The following is a 20501-nucleotide window of genomic DNA, read 5'->3' on the forward strand; positions in this document are numbered from 1 at the left end:
AGCCGTCTTGGCGCAGCAAACGTTAAGGAGACGGTCATCATCGGCCGACAAATCCTGAGCTTTAGGGTTCAGAGTTGTTAGCAAAGGTCTGGCAGGTTTTCGCGATCTGGTAGCAATCTTGCGGATATTCGCTTGCCGAGGTTTTTTTCTTTTTGGATCTTGGGCCCGCTGGCCCTGCTCCTCGCCCTTCAGCAGGTTCCGTATCTAAACCTCATCCTGCTGGTGGTCGGGGCCGCCGCGTGGTGCGGCCTGCTCGTGCATGGCTTCCTGCTATGCCTCTTGTTTGAAGCTGTGGTCGGACAAGTTCCCCGCGTGCTGATCATCATTCCCCTCGTCGCCTATGGCGGGTACCTTTATCTATACGTGCAACAGGGGAAGGACATCGACGACAAGGCTCGGGAGATGCAACTGAGCAATCCGTCGGCAGTCCTGCAATTCGATCCTGATCGATATTCGCTGGTGCTGCCAGCGTCGCGCGCAGAGAACCTTGCCCAATACTACAATGTTTCGGTTGCCTATTCGGTCAACGCGAACTTCCTGCCTGAGGGATATCTTTCGTATCGCTTGCTTGATCGCGAGCAATGTGTGCGCGCCCGCAGCTTGCGGAACAACCTTCGCGGACAGAAGGTCTCGCCTGCAGCGATCCTCGTCGGCCCGGTCAAGTTTGACAATACTTTCCTCAGCGAAGCCTGCCTCCTGAGATTTCCCGAGAAGCCGCAGTTGCAACAAATCGTCGTCACTGATCGTGGTGACAATGCCGTGTGGAAGCACGAGCGCGCGATCATGGAGCAATTCGTCGACTTCAGCATCGACGGACGAGTCTTCGCGACGTATCGGACGGCTTCGCTCTGGCGACTGTCGGCACTTCCGCTGCCGCTCATCGGCTGTGGATTGAGCGGTGGTAACCTGTCCTGGGGATGTTCTGTGGACTTCCATCGCACCTACCAGGTGATCGACGGGACGCCCAAGAATGTAGACAAGACGCCGCACGATTCGCCGGAAAGCATCGTGCTAGGACTGAGAAAGTTTGCGCGTGGAGACTATGCGCAATTCAAGGGAGATAGCAGGTCGGCCGCGTTCATCGAACGTATCGGCGCCTATTCCGGTGAGCAGGACAAATACAAGACAGAACGGAAATAGGAGTTGTTCGCGCAATTCGTCGAGTTCGGGCACGACTGCGGATATGGGAAAGCTTGGACGTCCGAATCTACGACGCCGCCCTTGACGCGTCCGCCGACAGCCGCCCCAGCAGAGATCTCGCCGTGTCCGATGGCGACAGCGAATCCACACTGACCACGGGATCGCTGCGCATCTCGTGCTTGCCGTTTGATGTGTGCTTCATCACCGCCGAGAGGCGGCGGGCAATCATATGTGCCGTGCGGAAATCGGTCTCGGCGAACACCACGATGACCGAGCCATCCTTCTGTGCGGCGCCAAAATCCATCTGCCGCATCAGCCGGCTGAGGATGCGCGCGGCATCGAGCTGCGCCCGGGGATTGCCGGGATCGAAGGCGAAGCGCGCCACCGAGAGGCCGCCGCCGCGCGCGAGCGTCTGCTCGACGGCCTTGGCGAAATCACGGGCGAAGGCTTCGACCGTCAAGAGGCCGCTGCGGGGATCGAGCCAGCCGCCGGCATCGATCGAGCGCAGCGTCCGGCTCAATTGCGCTTCCATCGCGTGCTGGCGAACGAGCGGCAGCGCGTTGGCGGCGACCTTGGCGGGCTCGCCCGCGATCAGCTCGAGATTGGGCAGATCGTAGCTCTGGGTGAGCTGATGCGCCGTGACGACCACCGGCAGGTTGCGGAAGCGCGTATCCTCCGCGAGCACCGTGAGAAAGGCATCGGTGACGCGCGGGGTGAAACCGTCGGAGAGCACGACACCGTCGATCTCGCGGGTGTTGAGATGTTTGGCCGCGGCCTCGATCGAGAGCGCACCGACCACGCCGGTGCGCTCGCCGAGCGCGACGGAGAGGGCGGGATAAGCCGCGCCGCGGCCGATCAACAGCACGATCGCATCGCGCACCGGATCGGTCTCCGGCAGGACGACCTTCGTCTCCGGCAGCCGGCGCAGCACCGTGGCGTGCAGCGTGCGAACACGGATGGCGGCGCGCAGGCGTGCGATCAGACGTTCGGCGGCGTCGCCGCGCGTGGCGAAAGGCAGGGCGTTGTGGGGCAGTGAGCTCTGCGCATCCAGCGCGACCAGTGGCAGATACAGCGGTTGACCGGCGATCTTCTTTGCGAGCAGCGGCATATGCGGTTCGTGACCGCCGGACATCGCAGCAAGCACGGCAGCCGGCTGCACCTGCTCGACGGCGCGTGCAGCGCTGGCCCAATCGCTGTCGACGACGGGAAAGAGACGGGCCTCGTCCAGCGCCGCAATGAAGGCGGGGCGCTCGGCATTGGAAACAAACAGGATCGGGCCCGCCTGGGACATTCGCAAAACTCTGATCACGCAATCGATGCTGCGCAATCTAGTCCGGTCGCCTTAATGCGCCGTCAATGTTCCCGATGAAACTGAGCCTACACCGGTCCGGAGCGGTCACGAAAAGCCTCGACCATCAAGGGGTTAAGGCCGAGTTCGCTGAGCGCCTCGCGGGCGCGGGAATTGTCCTGGGCCCGGCCCGCCAGCCGGTGCCCCGAGAGCCGGTCGGGCAGGGCCGTCAGCAGCGCGCCCTGGCCGAGCCGGCGTGCCCATTCCTGCAGGTCGTTGGAAAGGAATCGATAGCCGCCGACGGCCATGATGCCGGAGGGTGGCGCGGTGATGCAGATCGCGCCGCTCGCCCGGTCGATCCGCGCGGCATAGCCGGTGTCGACATAGTCGCGCGGCGGCTGCGCCGTCAGCGTCTCACCGACCGGCTGCGGAGGCGCATAGGCCGCGATCGGCACCATCGGGCCGCGCAGGCCGAGCGTGCCCTTCGGCGTCAGCAGGATATCACCCGCGATCGAGGACCCCGATTGCTCGCGCGGGGCGCCATGCGGGCCCGGCAGTACCGCGACTGGCATGCCATCCTCGCCGCGCCGGGCGCCGAACAGCCCGGCCTCGCCGAACAGATAGACGTCCGTGAGCGGAGCATGGGGCGCGGTCCAGGCTTCGCTGGCGGCCACCTGTTCCGGCGCGCGCCAGAGCCCGACGACGTTGCGCAAGGTCGGCATTCGCGCAGCAAGACCTGAATCGCCGAGGCGCAATGCGAGCTGGGCCGGCGCGATCAGCACGTTGCATCCGTGCTCGTTGATCTGCTGCTCCAGCACCTCGCTCTCGAACGGATGATGCAGCGCCAGCGTGCCGCCGCAGAGCAGCCACACCGCGAGCGAGGAGGCGAGGCCCGCGAACGACATCGGCGTGAACGCCGACATCACGGTCGCGCCTTGCTGGATGTCGGCCTCCAGCGACATCGCAAGCCCGCCGGCGATCAGGCTGAAATGCGGCCGCGGCACCGGACGGAAACCTTCCGCCGTGACGTCGAAGGAGATCATCGCCGCCTTGCGGCCGTCCTGGATCACGGCGCGCGTGGCGCCGGGCGGACGTGCCAGCACCTCGTCGAGTGGGGCCATGCCTTCGGGCAGGTCAGAACCGAAGCCGAAGACGTGGCGGATCGAGAAGGCTTCCGCCGCGGCGTGCATCGCGAGGTCGGAATAGCTGACGCCATCGATCTTGCTCATGGTGACGATGGCGCGTGCCGCTGTGCGGTTGAGCGCAGCCGCGAGTTCCGCCTGCCGCCACAGCAGCGGCAGCACCGCAACCACGAGGCCGGCGCGATGGGCAGCGAGCACGGTCAGCACGAACTCGACCGTCGCGGGCAACTGGATCGCGATCACCGAATTGGCCGGCAGGCCCGATTCGACGAAATGCGCCGACAGCGCCTCGATGGCGGTGTCGGCTTCGGCGTAGGTGAGCCGGCGGGGCTGATGCCCGGTGATGCGGGATTTGTTGAGGGGGTCCAGCAAAGCGGGCGCGTGCGGCTGTCGCATCAGCGTCCGCTGGAACAGCGTGTCGAGCGTTGGCGATACGGCTGGCTGGTTCACGGCGTCACTTCGCTGGACTGGCTTGAGGCACACCCTTCGCCCACCAGGTCTCCGGCAGGTAGCCTGAGAGCGCGGTGGTCGATGGTCGTTCTATCCGATTCCAACGCGCGATCCATTGCTCGGATACGTTAAACAGGGGGATTGTGTAGAAGCCCGCGATCAAGGCGCGGTCGAGCGCCCGTACCGCGTCGACAAAATCCGTATGATCACGGGCCTCCAGCAGGGCCTTGATCATGGCGTCGACGGCGGGGTCCTTCGCGCCCATGTAGTTGCGGGTGCCCGGATTGTCCGCGGCCGCGCTGCCCCAATAGAAATACTGCTCGTTACCGGGCGACAGCGACTGGTCCCAGCGGTTCTGGATCATGTCGAACTCGTAGGCCAGCCGGCGTTGATCGAACTGCACAGGATCGACCGCGCGCACGCTTCCCTCGATGCCGGCGCGCTTGAGGTCGCGCTGGAAGGCGAGCGCGATGCGTTCCTGGTCGCGGGTCGTTACCAGCATCTCGAAGGTGAAGGGCGCCTTGGTCGCGCGGTTGCGCAGCACGGTGCCGTCGAGGTCGTAGCCGGCGTCGGACAGCAATTTGAGCGCAGCGCGTAGCGTGGTGCGGTCGCGTCCCGAGCCGTCGGTCACAGGCAGGCGGTAGCTGCCGTCCATGATATCGGGCGGGATCTGCGCGGCGAAAGGCTTCAATAGCTCGCGCTCGCGCGCGTCCGCAGGTCGCGCATAGGACGACAGGTCGGAGCCCGCGAAATAGCCGGCGACACGCGAATAGAGCGAGAAGAAATAGTTGCGATTGACCAGCTCGAAATCGAACAGCAGCGTCAGCGCCTGGCGCACGCGGATGTCGGCGAAAATCGGACGCCGCGTGTTGAACACCAGGAATTCCGAGGGCTGCGGCGTGCCGGGCTTGACGGTGTCGCGGATCACGTCGCCGTTCTTGGCAGCCGGAAAATCGTAGCCGTCGTGCCAGCGCAGCGGCTCGTTCTCGACGCGGAAATCATAGAGGCCGCGCTTGAAGGCTTCGAACTGGCCGTTGGCCTCGCGGTAATAGTCGAGCCGGATCTCGTCGAAATTGAACAACCCGCGATTGATGGGTAAGTCGCGGCCCCAATAATCGGGATTGCGCGAGAGGGTCACGCTGGCGCCGGGCTTGACCGCCGTTACCCGATACGGACCGGAAGCGATCGGCCCGGTCAGCGTCGTCTCCTCGAAGGTCGCAACGTCCACCGCGTGCTTCGGCAGGATCGGCATCAGGCCGAGGATCAGCGGCAATTCGCGGTCGTTGGCGCCGGTGAGGTCGAAGCGAACGGTGAGGGGATCGGGCGCTTCGGCCTTTGCGACCTTGCCGTAATATTGCCGGAGGTTGGGACGGCCATGATCGCGCAGCAGCTGCCAGGAAAACAGCACGTCCTCGGCGGCGACCTGCCTGCCGTCGGAGAAGCGGGCGCGGGGATCGAGACGGAACGTGACGTAGCTCCGCTCGTCGTCGGTCTCGACGGTTCTGGCGAGCAGGCCGTAGAGCGTGAACGGCTCGTCCTGGCCGCGCGCCAGCAGGCTCTCGACCACGTAGGAGCGGATCGGCTGGACCGCCAAACCCTTCACGATGAACGGATTGAGACTGTCGAAGGTGCCAAGAATGCCCCAGGTCAGCCGACCGCCCTTGGGGGCATCAGGATTGGCATAGGGCATGTGGGTGAAATCGGCCGGCAGCGCCGGCTTGCCGTGCATGGCGATGGCGTGGGCCCCTCCGGCCCGCGCCGCGTTGGCCGATAGGCTGACGGCAACGGCCAAAGCGAGACAGCAAAGGCGGACGGCGGGGCCCTCGAGCAGGCGCTGGAACATGAACATTCGGACACGTTGATTCGAGGACCGGCGGGCCTGAATCCTATCACAGGGATTTCACTGGGCGCCCAACCGGATGAGCCCAAAGACGCTTGTCGGCATTGATCTTTTCGTCGACCACGTTAAGAAGGCACGCAATCGCGCAAGAGCGCCGAGCCCGTCACGTATCTGCCTCAATTGACGGGGAGAGAGCCGCACCCAAGGCGGTTTGTTCGGTGCTTCGCAGCGGTTCGGGCACTTCCCGTTCAGAAAGGGTTTTCTGCAATGAATTTCCGTTATTTGGCCGCGTCCGTCCGGCCGCGCGGGCGCCTTCTCGCCCTGTTGACGGCGACGGCATTGGTCGTCCCGTTTGCCGCTGAGGCCCAGGCGCCGGCCCCGGGCGCACCCGCGCCGAAGGCTGCCCCGAAGGCCGCTCCGAAGGCTGCCCCCAAGGCGCCGGCTCCGGCCCCCGCGCCGGCTCCGCAGGCCCAGCAGGCCCCGGCTCAGCAGGGCGCGCCTGCGGCGCAGGGCGGCCAGCCCGCAGATCAGCAGATCCAGCTGATCTACGCCCCCTGGACCAAGTTCTGCCTCAAGGGCCAGGACGCCAATGCCAAGCAGGTCTGCTTCACCGGCAAGGACGGCCGCATCGAATCGGGCCAGCCGGTCATCGCGGCCGTGATCATCGAGCCGGAAGGCGAGCCGAAGAAGATCCTGCGCGTGACGCTGCCGCTCGGCATGCAGCTTGTGCACGGCACCCGCATCATCGTCGACAACAATCCGCCGCTGCAGAGCCCGTATGTGATCTGCTTCCAGAACGGCTGCATGTCGGACTACGAGGCGACCCCCGAGCTGCTCGCCAACATGAAGAAGGGCCAGAACCTCGTGGTGCAGGCGATCAACGCCAACGGTGCGCCGCTGACCCTGCCGCTGCCGCTCGCCGGTGAATTCCAGAAGGCCTATGACGGTCCGCCGACCGATCCGAAGGTGTTCGAGGAAACCCAGAAGAAGCTGCAGGAAGAGCTTCAGAAGAAGGCTGAGGAGCAACGCAAGAAGCTCGAGCAGAACGGCGGTGCGCCTGGTGCCCCCGCCGCAGCTCCGGCCGGTCAGAAGTAGTCGGGCTCAAATCCCGGACACGAAAAAGGCGCCCGAACGGGCGCCTTTTTTACTGGCCGCTTGCTAGCGGAGAAGTTCAGTTCAGAGAGGGATTACGCGGGCGGTAGCCGCCATCCTTGTTCTTGATGAAGATCTCGGCCACCTGGGAATGGCGGATCGGTTCGCCGGACTCATCGGGCAGAAGGTTCTGCTCGGACACGTAGGCGACATATTCGGATTCCGCGTTCTCCGCGAGCAGGTGGTAGAACGGCTGGTCCTTGTGGGGCCGCACCTCCTCGGGGATCGACAGCCACCACTCCTCGGTGTTGTTGAATTCCGGATCGATGTCGAAAATCACCCCCCGGAACGAGAAGATCCGGTGGCGAACGACCTGACCGATCTGAAATTTGGCGGTCCGCGCTTTAATCATCCTCCGTCGATAGACCAGGATTGTGGCCGATGCTAGTGCCCTGATCTGGAATTGCCCCGCGGTTGCGGGGCAGATAGCCACCAGATCCTCAGAAAACACTTCATCAATGGTTGATATCCTCAATCTGGCGCTACCTTATTTCGGCTTGATCTTCGTTGGTTTCGCGTGCGGCAAGGCCAAGTCGCTGCCGGAATCAGGCCTCGCCTGGATGAACTTCTTCCTGCTCTACGTGTCGCTGCCGGCGCTGCTGTTCGCGATCATGTCGAAGACGCCGTTTTCGGAATTGAACAATCCGCCGTTCCTGGTCGCGACCACGCTGTCGACGGTGGCGGCGTTCAGCATCGCGCTGGTGGTCGGCAAGGTGCTGGGCGGGTTGACGCTGCGTGAGGCGACGCTTGCAGGTCTCTCCGGCGGTTACGGCAATATCGGCTATATGGGGCCGGGGCTCGCGCTCGCCGTGCTCGGGCCAAAGGCGGCGGCGCCGACCGCGCTGATCTTCTGCTGCGACAGCATCTTCCTGTTCACGATCGTGCCGTTGCTGATCGAGCTGTCTGACCGCGATCATCCCTCGATCGTGCATGCCTTCGGCGTCGTGCTGAAGCAGATCGTGCTCAACCCGCTGATCATGTCGGCCTGTTTTGGCGCGGCGGTGGCGGCGCTTCATATCGAATTGCCAGTGGCGCTCGACCGCACCATCACCTTCCTCCAGAACGCCGCAGCGCCGACCGCGCTGTTCGTGCTCGGCGTGACCGTGGCGCTGCGCCCGTTCGACCGCGTACCGTGGGAGGTGCCGTGTGTGATCGCGGTCAAACTCCTGATTCATCCACTCGCGGCATTCGGCCTGATGCTGGCGTTCGGGCCATTTGCGCAGCCCTGGGCCGCGACCGCCATCCTGATGGCCTCGCTGCCGCCGGCGCTGAACGTGTTCGTGATCGCCCGCCAGAACGATGCCTGGATCGAGTCCGCCTCCGTCGCCGTGCTGCTCGGCACGTTTGCATCCGTGGTCACGCTGACCAGCGTGATGTGGTTGCTTCAAACCGGGCGGCTGGCGTTTCCGTAAGAGACAGCTTGCGCGACGGGATGTTCACCTCTCCCCGTCGGGGAGAGGTCGGATTGCGTAGCAATCCGGGTGAGGGGCCGCAGCAGCGCTCAGTAAGACCGTAAGCCCTCACCCGGATCGCATCTTCGATACGATCCGACCTCTCCCTACGGGAGAGGTGTCCGAGCGGGCGCTCCGGTTGATCGCTAATTCGCGGCTACTTCCGCCAGGTCGGCGTCAGCCCCTCGCGCATGGCAAAGCGCCTGAGCGGGCCGATGGCGCCGAGCAGGTGCATGCCGACGGCGCGGACAGGCTGGAGCGGCAGGAAGTCGTTGAGCAGTGAGCGATTGGCGATATCGATCGCAAACGTCCGGCTCAAAATGTCGGGCCGCCGTGCCCGGTCGTAGCGCTTGAGCACCTCATCCGCGCCTGGATCCTGGCCCGCTGCGACGGCCTCGGCCGCGAGCCGCGCGATATCCGCAGCATCCCGCAGACCGAGATTGAGGCCCTGGGCACCGATCGGGGGAACCACATGGGCGGCTTCGCCGACCAGCGCGATGCGATCGCGGGCGAAGGATTTTGGGCGCTCGATCGCGAGCGGAAACAGGTTGCGGCCGGGCTCGACCGCCATGCGGCCGAGGATCGAATGCGACTGCTTTTCGATCGCAGCGGAGAGCTCCTCGTCGCTCAAGCCACGGAGCCGTTCGGCGTCGGCAGGGGCCGAAACCCAGACGATGCTGGAACGATTGCCGGGCAGGGGCACGAACACGCAAGGGCCATGCGGCGTGTGGAACTCGGTCGAGACGTTTCGGTGCGGCCTGGTATGGCTGACGTTGAACGTCAGCGCGGTCTGCGTCAGGTCGCGCCGCGTGACTGCAATGCCGGCGGCCTCCCGGCACAGCGAGTGGCGGCCGTCGGCGCCGACGACGAGCCGGGCCGAGAGGAATTGGCCGGAGGCCGTGCGGATTGCGACATCACCGGCTTCGATGACGCTGCTTTCGGCCTCGTCATCGAAACGGACGAGGTTTTGCAACTCGGCGGCGCGCGCCTCGAGCGCCAGCATCAGCGACCGGTTGTCGATGTTGTAGCCGAAGGCGTCGAGCCCGATCTCGTGGCAGGAGAACCTGACCTCGGGCGCGCGGAACAGCCGGCCGGTGTCGTCGACGAGGCGCATCACCTCGAGGCAGGCCGCCTTGTCCTTGCAGCGCGGCCAGACGTCGAGGCCCTCCAGGAGATCGACGGAGGCGCCCAGCAGCGCAGTGGTCCGATTGTCGGCGTAGGGCAGGCGCCGGGCCACCAGCGCGGTTCGCGCGCCGGCTTGGGCCAAGGCAATTCCGGCCGCAAGACCCGCCGGTCCGCCGCCGATAACGCTTACGTCAAAGAGTGTCGATGCGTCTGTCATGGAACGACATTTGACACGGCCCGCGGCAAATTCAAGCCACCTATTTTGCCCGATTTTTGTGACGAAATGCGCGGCGCAATGCCGCGACGGCGGATGTGCAAACCGGTCCCGTTCTGGTAGCAGGAGTCATGGAAGCTCAGATGGACAGCCAAGAGGACTCCCTGAAGCCGAAGCCCGCGATCCGTGCCGCGGCGTTCTCGGTGCACATCTTCACCGCCTTCGGCGCGGCGATCGCGCTATTGGCGATGCTGGAGGCCGTGCGCGAGCACTGGGCGGCAATGTTCGGATGGCTGGGCGTCGCGCTCATCATCGATGCCATCGACGGGCCGATCGCGCGCCTGCTCGACGTCAAGAACGTGCAGCCGAACTGGTCGGGCGACGTGCTCGATCTCGTGGTCGATTTCCTCACCTATGTCTTCGTGCCGGCCTATGCGATCGTGGCGAGCGGCCTGCTGCTGCCAGTCGCCGCACCCTTGCTCGGCATCGCCATCATCGTCACCAGCGCATTATACTTCGCCGATCTGCGCATGAAGGCGGATGACAATCATTTCCGCGGTTTCCCGGCGTTGTGGAATGCGGCGGCGTTCTATCTGTTCCTGCTGCACTGGCCGCCGCTGTCCTCGACGCTGCTGGTTGCGGCGCTGGTGGTATTGACCTTCGTGCCGTTTCACGTGCTGCATCCGGTTCGCGTCGTGCGGCTGCGCTGGCTGACCATGTCGTTGATCGTGCTGTGGGGGCTGCTCGGGTTCTACGCGCTGGAGATGGATTTTCGTGTCGGCACCGGCGTGACCGTCGTGCTCTGCGCGATCGCGCTCTGGATCGCCTTTAGCGATGCATTGATCCGGCTGGTGAGATCGTTCGCATGATGCATCTTCTGACCAGCCCCGAGGCCTGGGCCGCGCTGCTCACTTTGACCTCGCTCGAGATCGTGCTCGGCATCGACAACGTCATCTTCCTGTCGGTGATCGTCTCGCGCATCCCCGAGAAGCAGGCCCATCGCGCGCGCCAGATCGGGCTGGCGCTGGCGCTGGTCTTCCGCATCATCCTGCTCAGCGTGCTGGTCTGGCTGATCGGCCTGACTGCGCCGGTGTTCTCGTTCTCCGGCTACGATTTCTCCTGGCGCGATCTCATCCTGATTGGCGGCGGCCTGTTCCTGATCGCCAAGGCGACGCACGAGATCCACGCCGAGGTCGAGGCCGACGACGGCGAGGGGACGCAGGACTCCGGCGGCCGCGCCTTCTTCTGGGTGATCGTCCAGATCGTGATCATCGACATCGTGTTCTCGCTGGATTCGATCATCACCGCGATCGGCATGGCGCAGGACATCGAGATCATGATTGCAGCCGTCGTGATTGCCTGCCTGATCATGTACATTTCGTCGGGGCCGGTGGCGCGATTCGTCGCCGAGCATCCGACCACCAAGATGCTGGCTCTGGCCTTTCTGGTGTTGATCGGCGTGGCGCTGGTCGCGGACGGATTCAAATTCCACATCCCGCGCGGCTACATCTATTTTGCAATTGCGTTCTCGGCGGCGGTCGAGTTCTTCAACGTGCTGGCGAAGCGCAATCGCAAGAGAGCGAGCAAGCCGTCCGCCTAGCCGCTTCGGCTGGCGTCAAGTTGACAAGGCAGTCGCGATGGCTTTCGCTGGCCTTGGAGAAGAGGAGGTCAGGTGATGACCAAAGCCGTTCGTGTGCACAAGGTCGGAGGCCCCGACGCCCTGGTCTATGAGAGCGTCGAGGTCCCGGCGCCTGGCCCGGGCGAGGTGCGCATCCGGCAGCACGCGGTCGGCCTGAACTTCATCGACGTCTACTATCGCACCGGCCTCTACAAGGCGCCGGGGCTTCCCTTCATTGCCGGCAACGAAGCCTCGGGCGAGGTTGTGGCCGTCGGCCCGGGCGTGACGAATTTCCACCCCGGCGATCGCGTCGCCTACTATCACAATCTCGGCGCCTACACGAGCGAGCGCAACATTCCCTGGGAGAAGCTGGTCAAGCTGCCCGACCACATCACTCACGAGCAGGGCGCCGTGCTGATGCTCAAGGGTCTGACGGTCTGGTATCTCCTGCACAAGACCTTCAAGGTCGAGCCGCATCATCGCGTGCTGATCCATGCCGCGGCCGGCGGTATCGGACTGTTGGCCTGCCAATGGGCAAGGGCGCTCGGCGCGCATGTCATCGGCACGGTCGGCTCGCGCGAGAAGGCCGAGCTCGCCGAGGCCAACGGCTGTGACCACGTCATCCTCTACAACGAAGAAGACTTCGTCGCCCGCGTGAAGCAGATCAGCCGCAACGAGGGCTGCGATGTCGTCTATGACGGCGTCGGCAAGGCGACCTTCCCGGGCTCGCTGTCATGCCTGAAGCCGCGCGGCATGTTCGTGTCCTTCGGCAACGCCTCAGGTCCCGTGCCGCCGTTCTCGATCGCCGAGCTGAACAATCACGGCTCGCTGTTTGCGACGCGGCCGAAGCTCAACGACTATGTCGGCACCCGCAAGGAGTTGCTGGAAGGCGCCGACACGCTGTTTTCCGCCGTCATCAACGGCAAGCTGCACGTGCCGATCAACCACGCCTATGCGCTGAAGGATGCAGCGAAGGCGCATATCGACCTGGAAAGCCGCAAGACGACGGGCGCGTCGATCTTGAAGCCGTAGGCGCCGCTTGATTGCTCCGCTGAAACGATGCTATTTTCAGGCGCAGAGGATAGCGCAGTGAATTTTGCCAACCTACGAATCCTGAATCGAATGTCCCGGCCCGACCGCAAGGAGGTTTGCCGGAGGGGATAGCGCGCGCCTGGCGCGTTGCGTGTGAGCTGAATCCAGCCCTTCCGTCGATGCGGGAGGGCTTTTTCATGTCGACGGATTCAGCGCCATTTCAACGCGAAAGAGCGCTCCCCATGGCCAAGATTCTCATCACCAGTGCGTTGCCTTACGTCAACGGCGTCAAACATCTCGGCAATCTCGTCGGCTCGCTGCTTCCCGCCGACGTGCATGCGCGGTTCAGACGACAAATCGGCGACGAAGTACTGTTCATCTGTGCGACCGACGAGCACGGCACGCCGGCCGAGCTCGGCGCGCTCAGAGCGGGCGAGGCAGTCGATGAATTCTGCACCCGGCAGCACGTCATCCAGGCCGATATCTATCGCCGCTTCGGCCTGTCATTCGATTATTTCGGCCGGACCTCGTCGCCGCAAAACGCGGTGCTGACGCAGCATTTCTATCGTCGGCTCGATGCGGCCGGTCTGATAGACGAGCGCGGATTGCGGCAGGTCTGGTCGCCCGTCGATCAGCGATTTCTGCCCGATCGCTATGTGCTGGGCACCTGTCCGCATTGCGGGCACGGCGAGGCGAGGGGCGACCAGTGCGACGGCTGCGGCGTGTTGCTCGATCCGGACGAATTGATCGCGCCGCGCTCGGCGCTGTCAGGTGATACCGCGCTCGAGATCCGCGCGACGCGACATCTGTTCTTGCGTCAGTCCATTCTAGTCGAGCCGCTGCGGAGCTGGATCAACCAGCGCAACGGCTGGCCGCCCTTCGTGGTGTCGACCGCCAGAAGCTGGCTGACGGCCGAGCTCAGGGATCGCTGCATCACCCGCGATTTGGCTTGGGGCATCCCAGTCCCGCGCGCTGGTTTCGAGAGCAAGGTGTTTTACGTATGGTTCGATGCGCCGATCGGCTACATCGCCGCCACCCAGGAATGGGCTCAGGCAGCGCCCGGCCGCGATTGGCAACGCTGGTGGTGGCAGGCCGACGACGTCGGATACATCCAGTTCCTTGGCAAGGATAACGTTCCGTTCCATGCCGTCAGCTTTCCGGCGACGCTGCTCGGATCGGGCGAGCCTTGGAAAACGGTCGATGTCATCAAGGGCTTTCACTGGCTCACCTACGAAGGTGGCAAATTCTCGACCAGCGCACAGCGTGGCGTGTTCACCGACGCGGCCCTCGAGGAGCTGCCGGCGGACTTTTGGCGCTGGTGGCTGATCGCCAACGCGCCGGAAAGCGCGGATACCGATTTTTCCGTGCCGCGCTTTGTCGCCGATGTGAACAAGGACCTTGCCGACGTATTCGGCAATCTCGCCAACCGGGTCATCAGCTTTGTGCACAGCGCCTTCGACGGCCGCATTCCCGAAAGCGGCGAGCCATCGGAGCTAGAACTTGAGCTGGCGGTCGAACTGGACCGACGCATCGCCACACTGCGTCGCCATCACGAAGCTCTGGAGTTTCGCGCGGCCGCCGCAGAGACGCGCGCGATCTGGAGTGAGGCCAATGCGTATCTCCAGCAGGCCGCGCCGTGGGTTGCGATCAAATCCGATCGCGCCAGAGCCGCAGCGGTCACGCGTACGGGGCTCAACCTCGTGCGTCTGTCAGCGGTGCTCGCCTGGAGCATCATTCCGGAGCTGTCGGAGAGGGTTTTGCACGCCTTCGGCTGCGGTGGCAGCATTCCAGATTGGCCGACAGGGCCATGTCTTGAGCTGCTCGATAATCATGCCGGCGGTACGGTCGCGAAGCTGGCACCGATTGTTGTGAAGATCGACCCGGACAAAGCAGCCCACCTCGCGCAGCGCTTTGGCGCGGCATGAGCCCAGGCCAAGCCGTAGGGTGGTGGTCCCGCGAGGACTCGAACCTCGAACCCCCGCGCCCGCAACGCGGTGCTCTATCCATTGAGCTACGGAACCACGCCACCCTCAGTTTCGGTCGGGGCCGGCCGACCTACGCCACCCGTCTCGCCGCGCCGGCCTTGGTTAGGATCCCGTCGAGGCAGTCGATCATCTCGGCGATCTCTCCCTTCGTGACGTTCAGCGCGGGCATGAAGCGCAGCGTGTCGACCTGCGGCGCGTTCAGCAGCACGCCGGCCTCGAAGGCTTGCGCGACGATTCCCGGCGCGATCGGCAGCTTGAGGTCGAGCGCGAGCAGCAGTCCGCGTCCGCGCACGCCGCCGAGGCCGTGCCGGGCCGAGACCTTCTGCAACTCGCTTTCGAGCAGCAAGCCGGTCTCGGTGGCCGACTTCAGGAACTCCGGCTTGCCGACCTCGTCGAGCACCGCAAGACCGGCCGCGCACATGAGCGGATTGCCGTTGAACGTGCCACCCTGGTCGCCGTGCTCGAAGCAGGAGGCGCGGTCGGTCGCAAGCAGGGCTGCGAGCGGCACGCCGCCGCCGATGCCCTTGCCGAGCGTCATGATGTCGGGCGCGATGCCGGTGTGTTCATAGTGGAAGAGCTTTCCGGTCCGGCCCATACCGGTCTGGATCTCGTCGAAAATGAGCAGCAAACCATGCGCCTCGGTGAGTGTGCGCAGGTCTTGCAGGAACTGATCGGTCGCGGGCCACACGCCCGATTCACCCTGGATCGGCTCGAGCATCACGGCGACGGTGTTGTCGTTGATCAGCTTCTCAACCGAGGCGATGTCGTTGAGCTTCGCCTTCTTGAAGCCGGCGACTTTCGGCTCGAACAGCGGCTCGAATGCCTTCTTGCCCGAGGCCGACATCGTCGCCAGGGTTCTTCCGTGAAAGCCGCCCTCGAAGCTGATGATCTCGAACGCGCCGTTCCTGTGCAGGGTGCCGTATTTGCGCGCGAGCTTGATCGCGCCCTCGTTGGCTTCCGCGCCGGAATTGGCAAAGAATACCTGGTCGAACGCGCTGGTCTCGACCAGCGCCTGGGCGAGCTTGAGACTCGGCTCGTTGTAGAAGGCCGGGCTGGGCGTCAGCAGCCGCTTGGCTTGCGAAGCGAGCGCATCGGCAACCGCCGGCGGGGAGTGGCCAAGGCAGTTCACGGCCCAGCCCTGCACGAAATCAAGATAGCGCTTGCGGGTGTCGTCCCAGAGGTAGGAGCCGGCGCCGCGGACGAACACGGCCTTGGGCCGTGCTGTGATGTCCATCAGTGCATCATACGGATGGGTGGCGGTGGTCATGTCGAACTCCTCTTGAGCTAGCGAAGATCTTTGGGGGCGGGTGGAAAAGGGACGCGAAAAGCAAGAAGGCCGCACTTTGCGGGTGCGGCCTTCTCGAAAACTGTGCTGATGTCAGGAGATCAGCGGCGTCGTCGGACATGGCGCAACCCATCATCGTCGCTGGTGCGACGACGGAAAGCTGCGCGGCGGTTGGTCCGAGAGTTGATCATGGGGCGCGTCCCTACAGCCGAAGGGCAGGGGTTGTCAAGCGGGTGTCTTGCGAGATGGCGCGCTGAGCACGCATCGCTCAGGTCGGATGCGCGGCTTCCTCGGCCTCGTCACCGCCCCAGTCGGCACTCGCAATCGCGCTGTCGATCAGTTCGCCGCGCATCAGCTTGAGCGGCGAATTCCAGTACAGCGCGATATTGTGGAAGGGATCGGTCAGCACCTTGAACACCCACACCAATCCGGTCACGACGCCGCGCGTGGCGAAGAGCTGGAGCATGCGTGCCAGTCCGCCACTAATGCCGATTGCGAGCCAGAGTGCGCCGATGTGGCGGATGAAGTCGGCACGATCGGCTGGCGGAGCAAACAGGCCGAACAGCGTCGGATCAACGTACAGTGCAATTGGCGCGCTGCCCCAGACCAGCAGCAAGATGATCTTGCGGGTCTGGTTGTAGCCGACCTTGACCGCTTCCTTGTATTCGTTGCTGACGTCGTTGACCGCGTCGTAGCCATTCGGTTCGAAGAAGAAATGGCCGGTCTGCCGCGCCAGCATCGCGAGCCAGCCGACAAGTCCGGCAAGTGCCGGATCCCTGAACAGCAGTGCGTAGCAGCCGAGGAAGATCACGGCGCTGACGAGGTGCAGCGTCTGATTGACAGTGCTCTGGTGGTAGAAGCGGTAATCGTCGAAGCGCTGCGTGCGCAGCATGTCCGAGAGGCGGCTCATTCCTCATTCCTCGCTCGCGTTGAAAGCGCGCGAGAGTTAGGATGAGTCCGTGACCTCTGCGTGAATGCATTATAGTGTCACATTGTGCGCGTGACGCTGCGGGCGACGGTTACTCGACGCCGTAATGCCCGAACACCTCCGCGATACCGCCGTTGATCGCTTTCGCCGCAGCGATGTCGCGCGCGGCGCCCTCGTCGTCGCCTTTCTTCCGCTTCGCAAGCCCGCGCCCGTAGAGCGCGCTGTCGAGCCCCGGCTTTGCGCTCAATGCCGCATCGTAGTCGGCGATCGCCGCGTCGAGATTGCCGAGCTTGAGTTGGACGAGGCCGCGGCTGTCCAGCGTGTAGGGATCGTTCGGACGCATTCGCAGCGATTGCTCGCAGTCGGTCAGTGCCTCCTGCAATTGCCCGAGGATCGCATGCGTCATGCAGCGCGAGTTGAATACGCCGGAATAGCTTGCATTGGCCTTGATCGCGCGGTCATAGTCCGCGAGCGCCTGCGCGTAGTCATGCGCGTCGAAATACATGTTCGCGCGCGCATAATAGTCGCGGTCGTTGTTCGGGCTGAGCTGAAGCGATTTGGCAAAATCGGCCAGCGCGCGATCCCGCTCGCCCTTGTCGCGAAAGATGCGTGCGCGATTGCCGTAGGCTGGACCATAGTTTGGATCGAGCTTGATCGACATATCGAAATCGGAAAGCGCACGGTTGGCCTCGCCATGATTGCGATAGGCCGTGCCCCGGTTGAAAAAGGCGAGCGCGAATTTCGGATCGAGCTTGATCGCGCGATCATAGTCGGCGAGCGCGCGCTCATGGTCGTTCTTGCCGATGTAGGAATTTCCGCGGTTGTTGTAGTACTGCGCCTCGTCGGGCTTGAGCCGGATCGCGCGCGTGTAGTCCATGATGGCGTGGTCGAGGTCGCCGAGATCGTCATGGACGATGCCGCGATTATACCACGCGATGGCATCGCTCTCGTCGAGATCGATCGCGCGGTTGAGGTCGGCCAAGGCCCGCTCGGTCTCGCCCTTGCGCCGAAAGATCTCGCCGCGGTTGGCGAGCGCAAGCTCGTTCGACGGATTGGCCTGGAGCACGGCCGAGCAACCGATGAGCCGTCGGTCGTCACTGACCCGTTCGGAACCGAAGCACCACTGCCGTGCCTGTGCCGCCGACGGCGATTGCGCGGCGGCCGGAAACGCGAGCAGGGTCAATGCGACAGCCAGGGCGCACCGTCCTAATGGGATTTTGATCTTGTGATGGCACGTCATTTGATTGCTGCGCAGAAACCAACAGGCCCCTAGCGCGTTTGTGATCGCAGGACGCGAATTGGTTCGAACCGGATGCTTGTCGGTTCAGACCAAAAGGGCGGGACCAACCAGATAGTTTTCAGCCTTGTCCGATACACCATACCCGATCGATCTCGACAGCATTCGCGGCGCGTTTCCGCCGGGCATCGAAGCGCCGCCTTTATTGGTGGATTTCGCCGGCTGGCTGAACGGACGCCCCTGGGGCAGCGTCGGCTGCTTCTCGCTGCAGGGCCAGTTCTCCGACCAGGCCCCGATCTTCGACGGCAGTCCCTTGCGCGACCGTTTCGCGCTGTTCATGCGCCTGCCGGACGGCTCGGCCGTCGGCGGCTGGTACGGCGCCGGTCTCGACCGCGACGATCCGCCGATCGTGGGGCTGGGCTCGGAGGGCGATTATGAGCTGCTCGCGCCGTCCCTGGATGCGCTGCTGACGAAACTGACATCCCAACAATTCGACAAAGCTTGGCATGATCTGCGGCCGCACGACGAGGTCGAGCCTCAGACGGTCGAGCTTGCCCAATGGCTTGCGCGACGGCCCGCTGGCGAGCCTGTTGCGTGCGAGGACGGCGCCTCCGAGCTGCCCGACTTCCGCGGCTTCGTCGAGAAATGGAGCCGGGATCGCGAGGAATACTGGGCCAATCATCGCCTGATGGCTGAACTCGGCTGGCGGCTGGCCGCGCATCTGCCAAAGGGCAGGAACGCCTGGGACAAGACGCATTTCGAGGTCGCGATCGTCGGCAAGCTCTACGAGGCGCGTGTCCTGTCGCGCGGGCCGCAGCCGTTCGAGGAAGCCGCCTCGATCGAATCCCTGCTGCGCGACTTGCGCGAGGAGATGCGCCGCGCGCAGCCCGAGCTCGGACTGTGGTACGCGATGAAATTCGGCCTCTATGCGGATGGCCGCGTCATGCCGAATTTCGAATACGATATGCGCCCGACCATCGAGGGCGCGCCGGCAAAATTGTCCGAGGCTCAGGCCGATCTCGCCCGCGCACCGCGCCCGGAGCGCTGGGTGCCGAAATGGCTGGTTTAAACTGAAGGCAAGTCGAGGTTTGGTCGTGCGTTTCGGTGCCCACCTCTCCCTACGGGAGAGGTGAACCGAGTGGCTCCAGCTGACATTGTCAGAATCCCGCGACGCTGCCGTGCAGATCGTACTGGTCTGCGCGCTCGATCTTCGCGGTGACGATCTCGCCGACGCGGAGTGGACGGCGGCTCGACAGGTACACCGCGCCGTCGATCTCCGGCGCATCGGCCTTGGAGCGGCCCTTTGCGACCGTGGGGCCGACCTCGTCGATGATGATCTGCTGGCGCGCGCCGACCTTGCGCTTCAACCGGCGCGCCGAGATCTTCTGCTGGCGGGCCATCAGGGCGTTGTAGCGCTCCTGCTTGACCTCTTCCGGGACCGGATTTGCGATCGCGTTGGACGTTGCGCCCGCAACCGGCTCGTATTTGAAGCAGCCGAGCCGATCGATCTCGGCTTCATCGAGCCAGTCGAGCAGATAGGCGAAGTCGGAATCGGTCTCGCCGGGGAAGCCGACGATGAAGGTCGAGCGCAACGCGAGGTCGGGGCATTCCTCACGCCAGCGCTTGATCCGCGCCAGCGTCTTGTCCTGCGCCGCCGGGCGCTTCATCGCCTTCAGCACTTCGGGGCTTGCATGCTGGAACGGGATGTCGAGATAGGGCAGCACCTTGCCCTCGTTCATCAGCGCGATGACTTCGTCGACGTGCGGGTAGGGGTAGACATACTGCAACCGGACCCAGGCGCCGAGTTCGCCGAGCTCGCGCGCGAGATCGAGGAATTTGGCGCGGACCTGGCGATCCTTCCACGGGCTCTCGGCATATTTGAGATCGACGCCATAGGCCGAGGTGTCTTGCGAGATCACCAGCAATTCCTTGACGCCGGCGCCGACCAGTCGCTCGGCCTCGCGCAGCACGTCGTCGGCCGGACGCGAGACAAGATCGCCGCGCAGCTTCGGGATGATGCAGAAGGTGCAGCGGTTGTTGCAGCCTTCGGAGATCTTCAAGTACGCGTAGTGCCGCGGCGTCAGCTTGATGCCCTGCGGCGGCACCAGGTCGAGATGCGGATTATGCGCCGGCGGCAGCGCGCGATGTACGGCATCGAGCACGCTCTCGTATTGCTGCGGGCCGGTGATCGAGAGCACGCCGGGATAGGCCTGTTCGATCGCTTCCGGCTCCGCGCCCATGCAGCCGGTCACGATCACCTTGCCGTTCTCGGCCATGGCCTCGCCGATCGCCGACAGCGATTCCTGCTTGGCGCTGTCGAGGAAGCCGCAGGTGTTGACGATGACGATGTCGGCCCCGTCATGCTTGCGGGCGAGCTCATAGCCCTCCGCCCGCAGGCGCGTGATAATGCGCTCGGAATCCACCAATGCCTTGGGGCAACCGAGTGATGTGAATGAAATACGCGGCGCTCTTTCCATGTAATCGCCTGGAGCCTGCATCTGAATTGTCTGGATGGCGATCCAACTAATTGATCCGATGGAAAAATTCAACCACTACCCATGTTCCGGCGACGATAAAGTGGGCTCGTCGCAGCTCCTACCTTGGTCCCATTTAC

At 64.1% G+C, this 20501-nt stretch carries 17 protein-coding genes and 1 tRNA gene; 8 read left to right on the forward strand and 10 right to left on the reverse strand.

What is annotated here, in order from left to right; all coding sequences use genetic code 11:
• Positions 1–132 precede the first annotated feature (132 nt).
• On the forward strand, positions 133–1140 hold the full coding sequence (locus JQ587_RS06145) for a hypothetical protein (RefSeq protein ID WP_212424695.1): 1008 nt from the start codon (positions 133–135) through the stop codon (positions 1138–1140).
• A gap of 67 nt (positions 1141–1207) precedes the next feature.
• On the opposite strand, the gene JQ587_RS06150 is transcribed toward JQ587_RS06145, so the two are convergent.
• The 3 genes from JQ587_RS06150 to JQ587_RS06160 form a co-directional block, all read right to left on the reverse strand.
• Complete coding sequence (locus JQ587_RS06150; protein ID WP_212424696.1) at positions 1208–2431, reverse strand: GGDEF domain-containing protein; 1224 nt, start codon at positions 2429–2431, stop codon at positions 1208–1210.
• A gap of 86 nt (positions 2432–2517) precedes the next feature.
• A complete protein-coding gene (locus JQ587_RS06155; protein ID WP_212302337.1) occupies positions 2518–4020 on the reverse strand; it encodes an AMP-binding protein in 1503 nt (500 codons plus the stop codon).
• A gap of 4 nt (positions 4021–4024) precedes the next feature.
• Positions 4025–5869 carry an extracellular solute-binding protein gene (locus tag JQ587_RS06160; RefSeq protein WP_212424697.1) on the reverse strand — a complete coding sequence of 615 codons (1845 nt, stop codon included), beginning with the start codon at positions 5867–5869 and terminating at the stop codon, positions 4025–4027.
• 258 nt (positions 5870–6127) lie between these two features.
• Here JQ587_RS06160 and JQ587_RS06165 point away from each other — a divergent pair, with 258 nt between their 5' ends.
• The gene (locus tag JQ587_RS06165) at positions 6128–6955 is read left to right on the forward strand and encodes an invasion associated locus B family protein (protein WP_212302335.1); all 828 of its coding nucleotides are present in this window, start codon (positions 6128–6130) and stop codon (positions 6953–6955) included.
• A gap of 76 nt (positions 6956–7031) precedes the next feature.
• Here JQ587_RS06165 and hspQ read toward each other — a convergent pair whose 3' ends face one another.
• A complete protein-coding gene (gene hspQ / locus JQ587_RS06170; protein ID WP_018317973.1) occupies positions 7032–7364 on the reverse strand; it encodes a heat shock protein HspQ in 333 nt (110 codons plus the stop codon).
• Positions 7365–7470: 106 nt separating this feature from the next.
• On the opposite strand from hspQ, the gene JQ587_RS06175 reads away from it, so the two are divergent.
• Positions 7471–8424, forward strand: a complete 954-nt coding sequence (locus tag JQ587_RS06175) for an AEC family transporter (RefSeq protein WP_212424698.1) — start codon at positions 7471–7473, stop codon at positions 8422–8424.
• A gap of 196 nt (positions 8425–8620) precedes the next feature.
• Here the strand turns inward: JQ587_RS06175 and JQ587_RS06180 are convergent, their stop codons facing one another.
• Positions 8621–9805, reverse strand: a complete 1185-nt coding sequence (locus JQ587_RS06180; RefSeq protein ID WP_212424699.1) for a UbiH/UbiF family hydroxylase — start codon at positions 9803–9805, stop codon at positions 8621–8623.
• Between the two features lie 140 nt (positions 9806–9945).
• Here JQ587_RS06180 and pcsA point away from each other — a divergent pair, with 140 nt between their 5' ends.
• The 4 genes from pcsA to metG all read left to right on the forward strand — a co-directional run bounded on the left by pcsA (position 9946) and on the right by metG (position 14377).
• Positions 9946–10671, forward strand: coding sequence for a phosphatidylcholine synthase (pcsA, locus tag JQ587_RS06185; protein WP_249149163.1), 726 nt, complete (start codon positions 9946–9948; stop codon positions 10669–10671).
• Positions 10668–11402 (forward strand): TerC family protein, encoded by a 735-nt coding sequence (locus tag JQ587_RS06190; RefSeq protein ID WP_212424701.1) that lies wholly within the window; start codon positions 10668–10670, stop codon positions 11400–11402. Before pcsA ends, JQ587_RS06190 begins: the two co-directional genes overlap by 4 nt.
• A gap of 75 nt (positions 11403–11477) precedes the next feature.
• On the forward strand, positions 11478–12452 hold the full coding sequence (locus JQ587_RS06195) for a quinone oxidoreductase family protein (RefSeq protein WP_212424702.1): 975 nt from the start codon (positions 11478–11480) through the stop codon (positions 12450–12452).
• Between the two features lie 116 nt (positions 12453–12568).
• Positions 12569–14377, forward strand: a complete 1809-nt coding sequence (gene metG / locus JQ587_RS06200; protein ID WP_249154186.1) for a methionine--tRNA ligase — start codon at positions 12569–12571, stop codon at positions 14375–14377.
• 20 nt (positions 14378–14397) lie between these two features.
• Here the strand turns inward: metG and JQ587_RS06205 are convergent.
• The 4 genes from JQ587_RS06205 to JQ587_RS06220 form a co-directional block, all read right to left on the reverse strand.
• Positions 14398–14473, reverse strand: a tRNA-Arg gene (locus JQ587_RS06205).
• Between the two features lie 34 nt (positions 14474–14507).
• A complete protein-coding gene (locus JQ587_RS06210) occupies positions 14508–15704 on the reverse strand; it encodes an acetylornithine transaminase (protein ID WP_212424703.1) in 1197 nt (398 codons plus the stop codon).
• A gap of 286 nt (positions 15705–15990) precedes the next feature.
• Entirely contained in the window at positions 15991–16632 is a 642-nt protein-coding gene (locus JQ587_RS06215) for a hypothetical protein (RefSeq protein WP_212424704.1), read from the reverse strand.
• A gap of 109 nt (positions 16633–16741) precedes the next feature.
• Positions 16742–17833, reverse strand: coding sequence for a tetratricopeptide repeat protein (locus JQ587_RS06220; RefSeq protein ID WP_249154187.1), 1092 nt, complete (start codon positions 17831–17833; stop codon positions 16742–16744).
• Positions 17834–18014: 181 nt separating this feature from the next.
• Between JQ587_RS06220 and JQ587_RS06225 the strand changes: the two genes are divergently transcribed.
• Entirely contained in the window at positions 18015–18956 is a 942-nt protein-coding gene (locus JQ587_RS06225; protein ID WP_212302327.1) for a hypothetical protein, read from the forward strand.
• Between the two features lie 88 nt (positions 18957–19044).
• Here the strand turns inward: JQ587_RS06225 and rimO are convergent, their stop codons facing one another.
• Positions 19045–20364: a 30S ribosomal protein S12 methylthiotransferase RimO gene (rimO, locus tag JQ587_RS06230; protein WP_212424706.1), complete on the reverse strand. Its 1320-nt coding sequence runs from the start codon at positions 20362–20364 to the stop codon at positions 19045–19047.
• Positions 20365–20501: the final 137 nt, after the last annotated feature.

This window comes from Bradyrhizobium manausense (genome assembly GCF_018130615.1).
Lineage (GTDB): Bacteria > Pseudomonadota > Alphaproteobacteria > Rhizobiales > Xanthobacteraceae > Bradyrhizobium > Bradyrhizobium manausense_A.

Coding starts and splice junctions, on each gene's coding strand:
- JQ587_RS06195 (WP_212424702.1), top strand. CDS start 11,478: ATGACCAAAGCCGTTCGTGTGCACAAGGTCGGAGGCCCCGACGCCCTG.
- JQ587_RS06190 (WP_212424701.1), top strand. CDS start 10,668: ATGATGCATCTTCTGACCAGCCCCGAGGCCTGGGCCGCGCTGCTCACT.
- JQ587_RS06150 (WP_212424696.1), bottom strand. CDS start 2,431: ATGTCCCAGGCGGGCCCGATCCTGTTTGTTTCCAATGCCGAGCGCCCC.
- JQ587_RS06175 (WP_212424698.1), top strand. CDS start 7,471: ATGGTTGATATCCTCAATCTGGCGCTACCTTATTTCGGCTTGATCTTC.
- JQ587_RS06180 (WP_212424699.1), bottom strand. CDS start 9,805: ATGACAGACGCATCGACACTCTTTGACGTAAGCGTTATCGGCGGCGGA.
- JQ587_RS06210 (WP_212424703.1), bottom strand. CDS start 15,704: ATGACCACCGCCACCCATCCGTATGATGCACTGATGGACATCACAGCA.
- hspQ (WP_018317973.1), bottom strand. CDS start 7,364: ATGATTAAAGCGCGGACCGCCAAATTTCAGATCGGTCAGGTCGTTCGC.
- JQ587_RS06160 (WP_212424697.1), bottom strand. CDS start 5,869: ATGTTCATGTTCCAGCGCCTGCTCGAGGGCCCCGCCGTCCGCCTTTGC.
- JQ587_RS06165 (WP_212302335.1), top strand. CDS start 6,128: ATGAATTTCCGTTATTTGGCCGCGTCCGTCCGGCCGCGCGGGCGCCTT.
- rimO (WP_212424706.1), bottom strand. CDS start 20,364: ATGGAAAGAGCGCCGCGTATTTCATTCACATCACTCGGTTGCCCCAAG.
- JQ587_RS06215 (WP_212424704.1), bottom strand. CDS start 16,632: ATGAGCCGCCTCTCGGACATGCTGCGCACGCAGCGCTTCGACGATTAC.
- pcsA (WP_249149163.1), top strand. CDS start 9,946: ATGGACAGCCAAGAGGACTCCCTGAAGCCGAAGCCCGCGATCCGTGCC.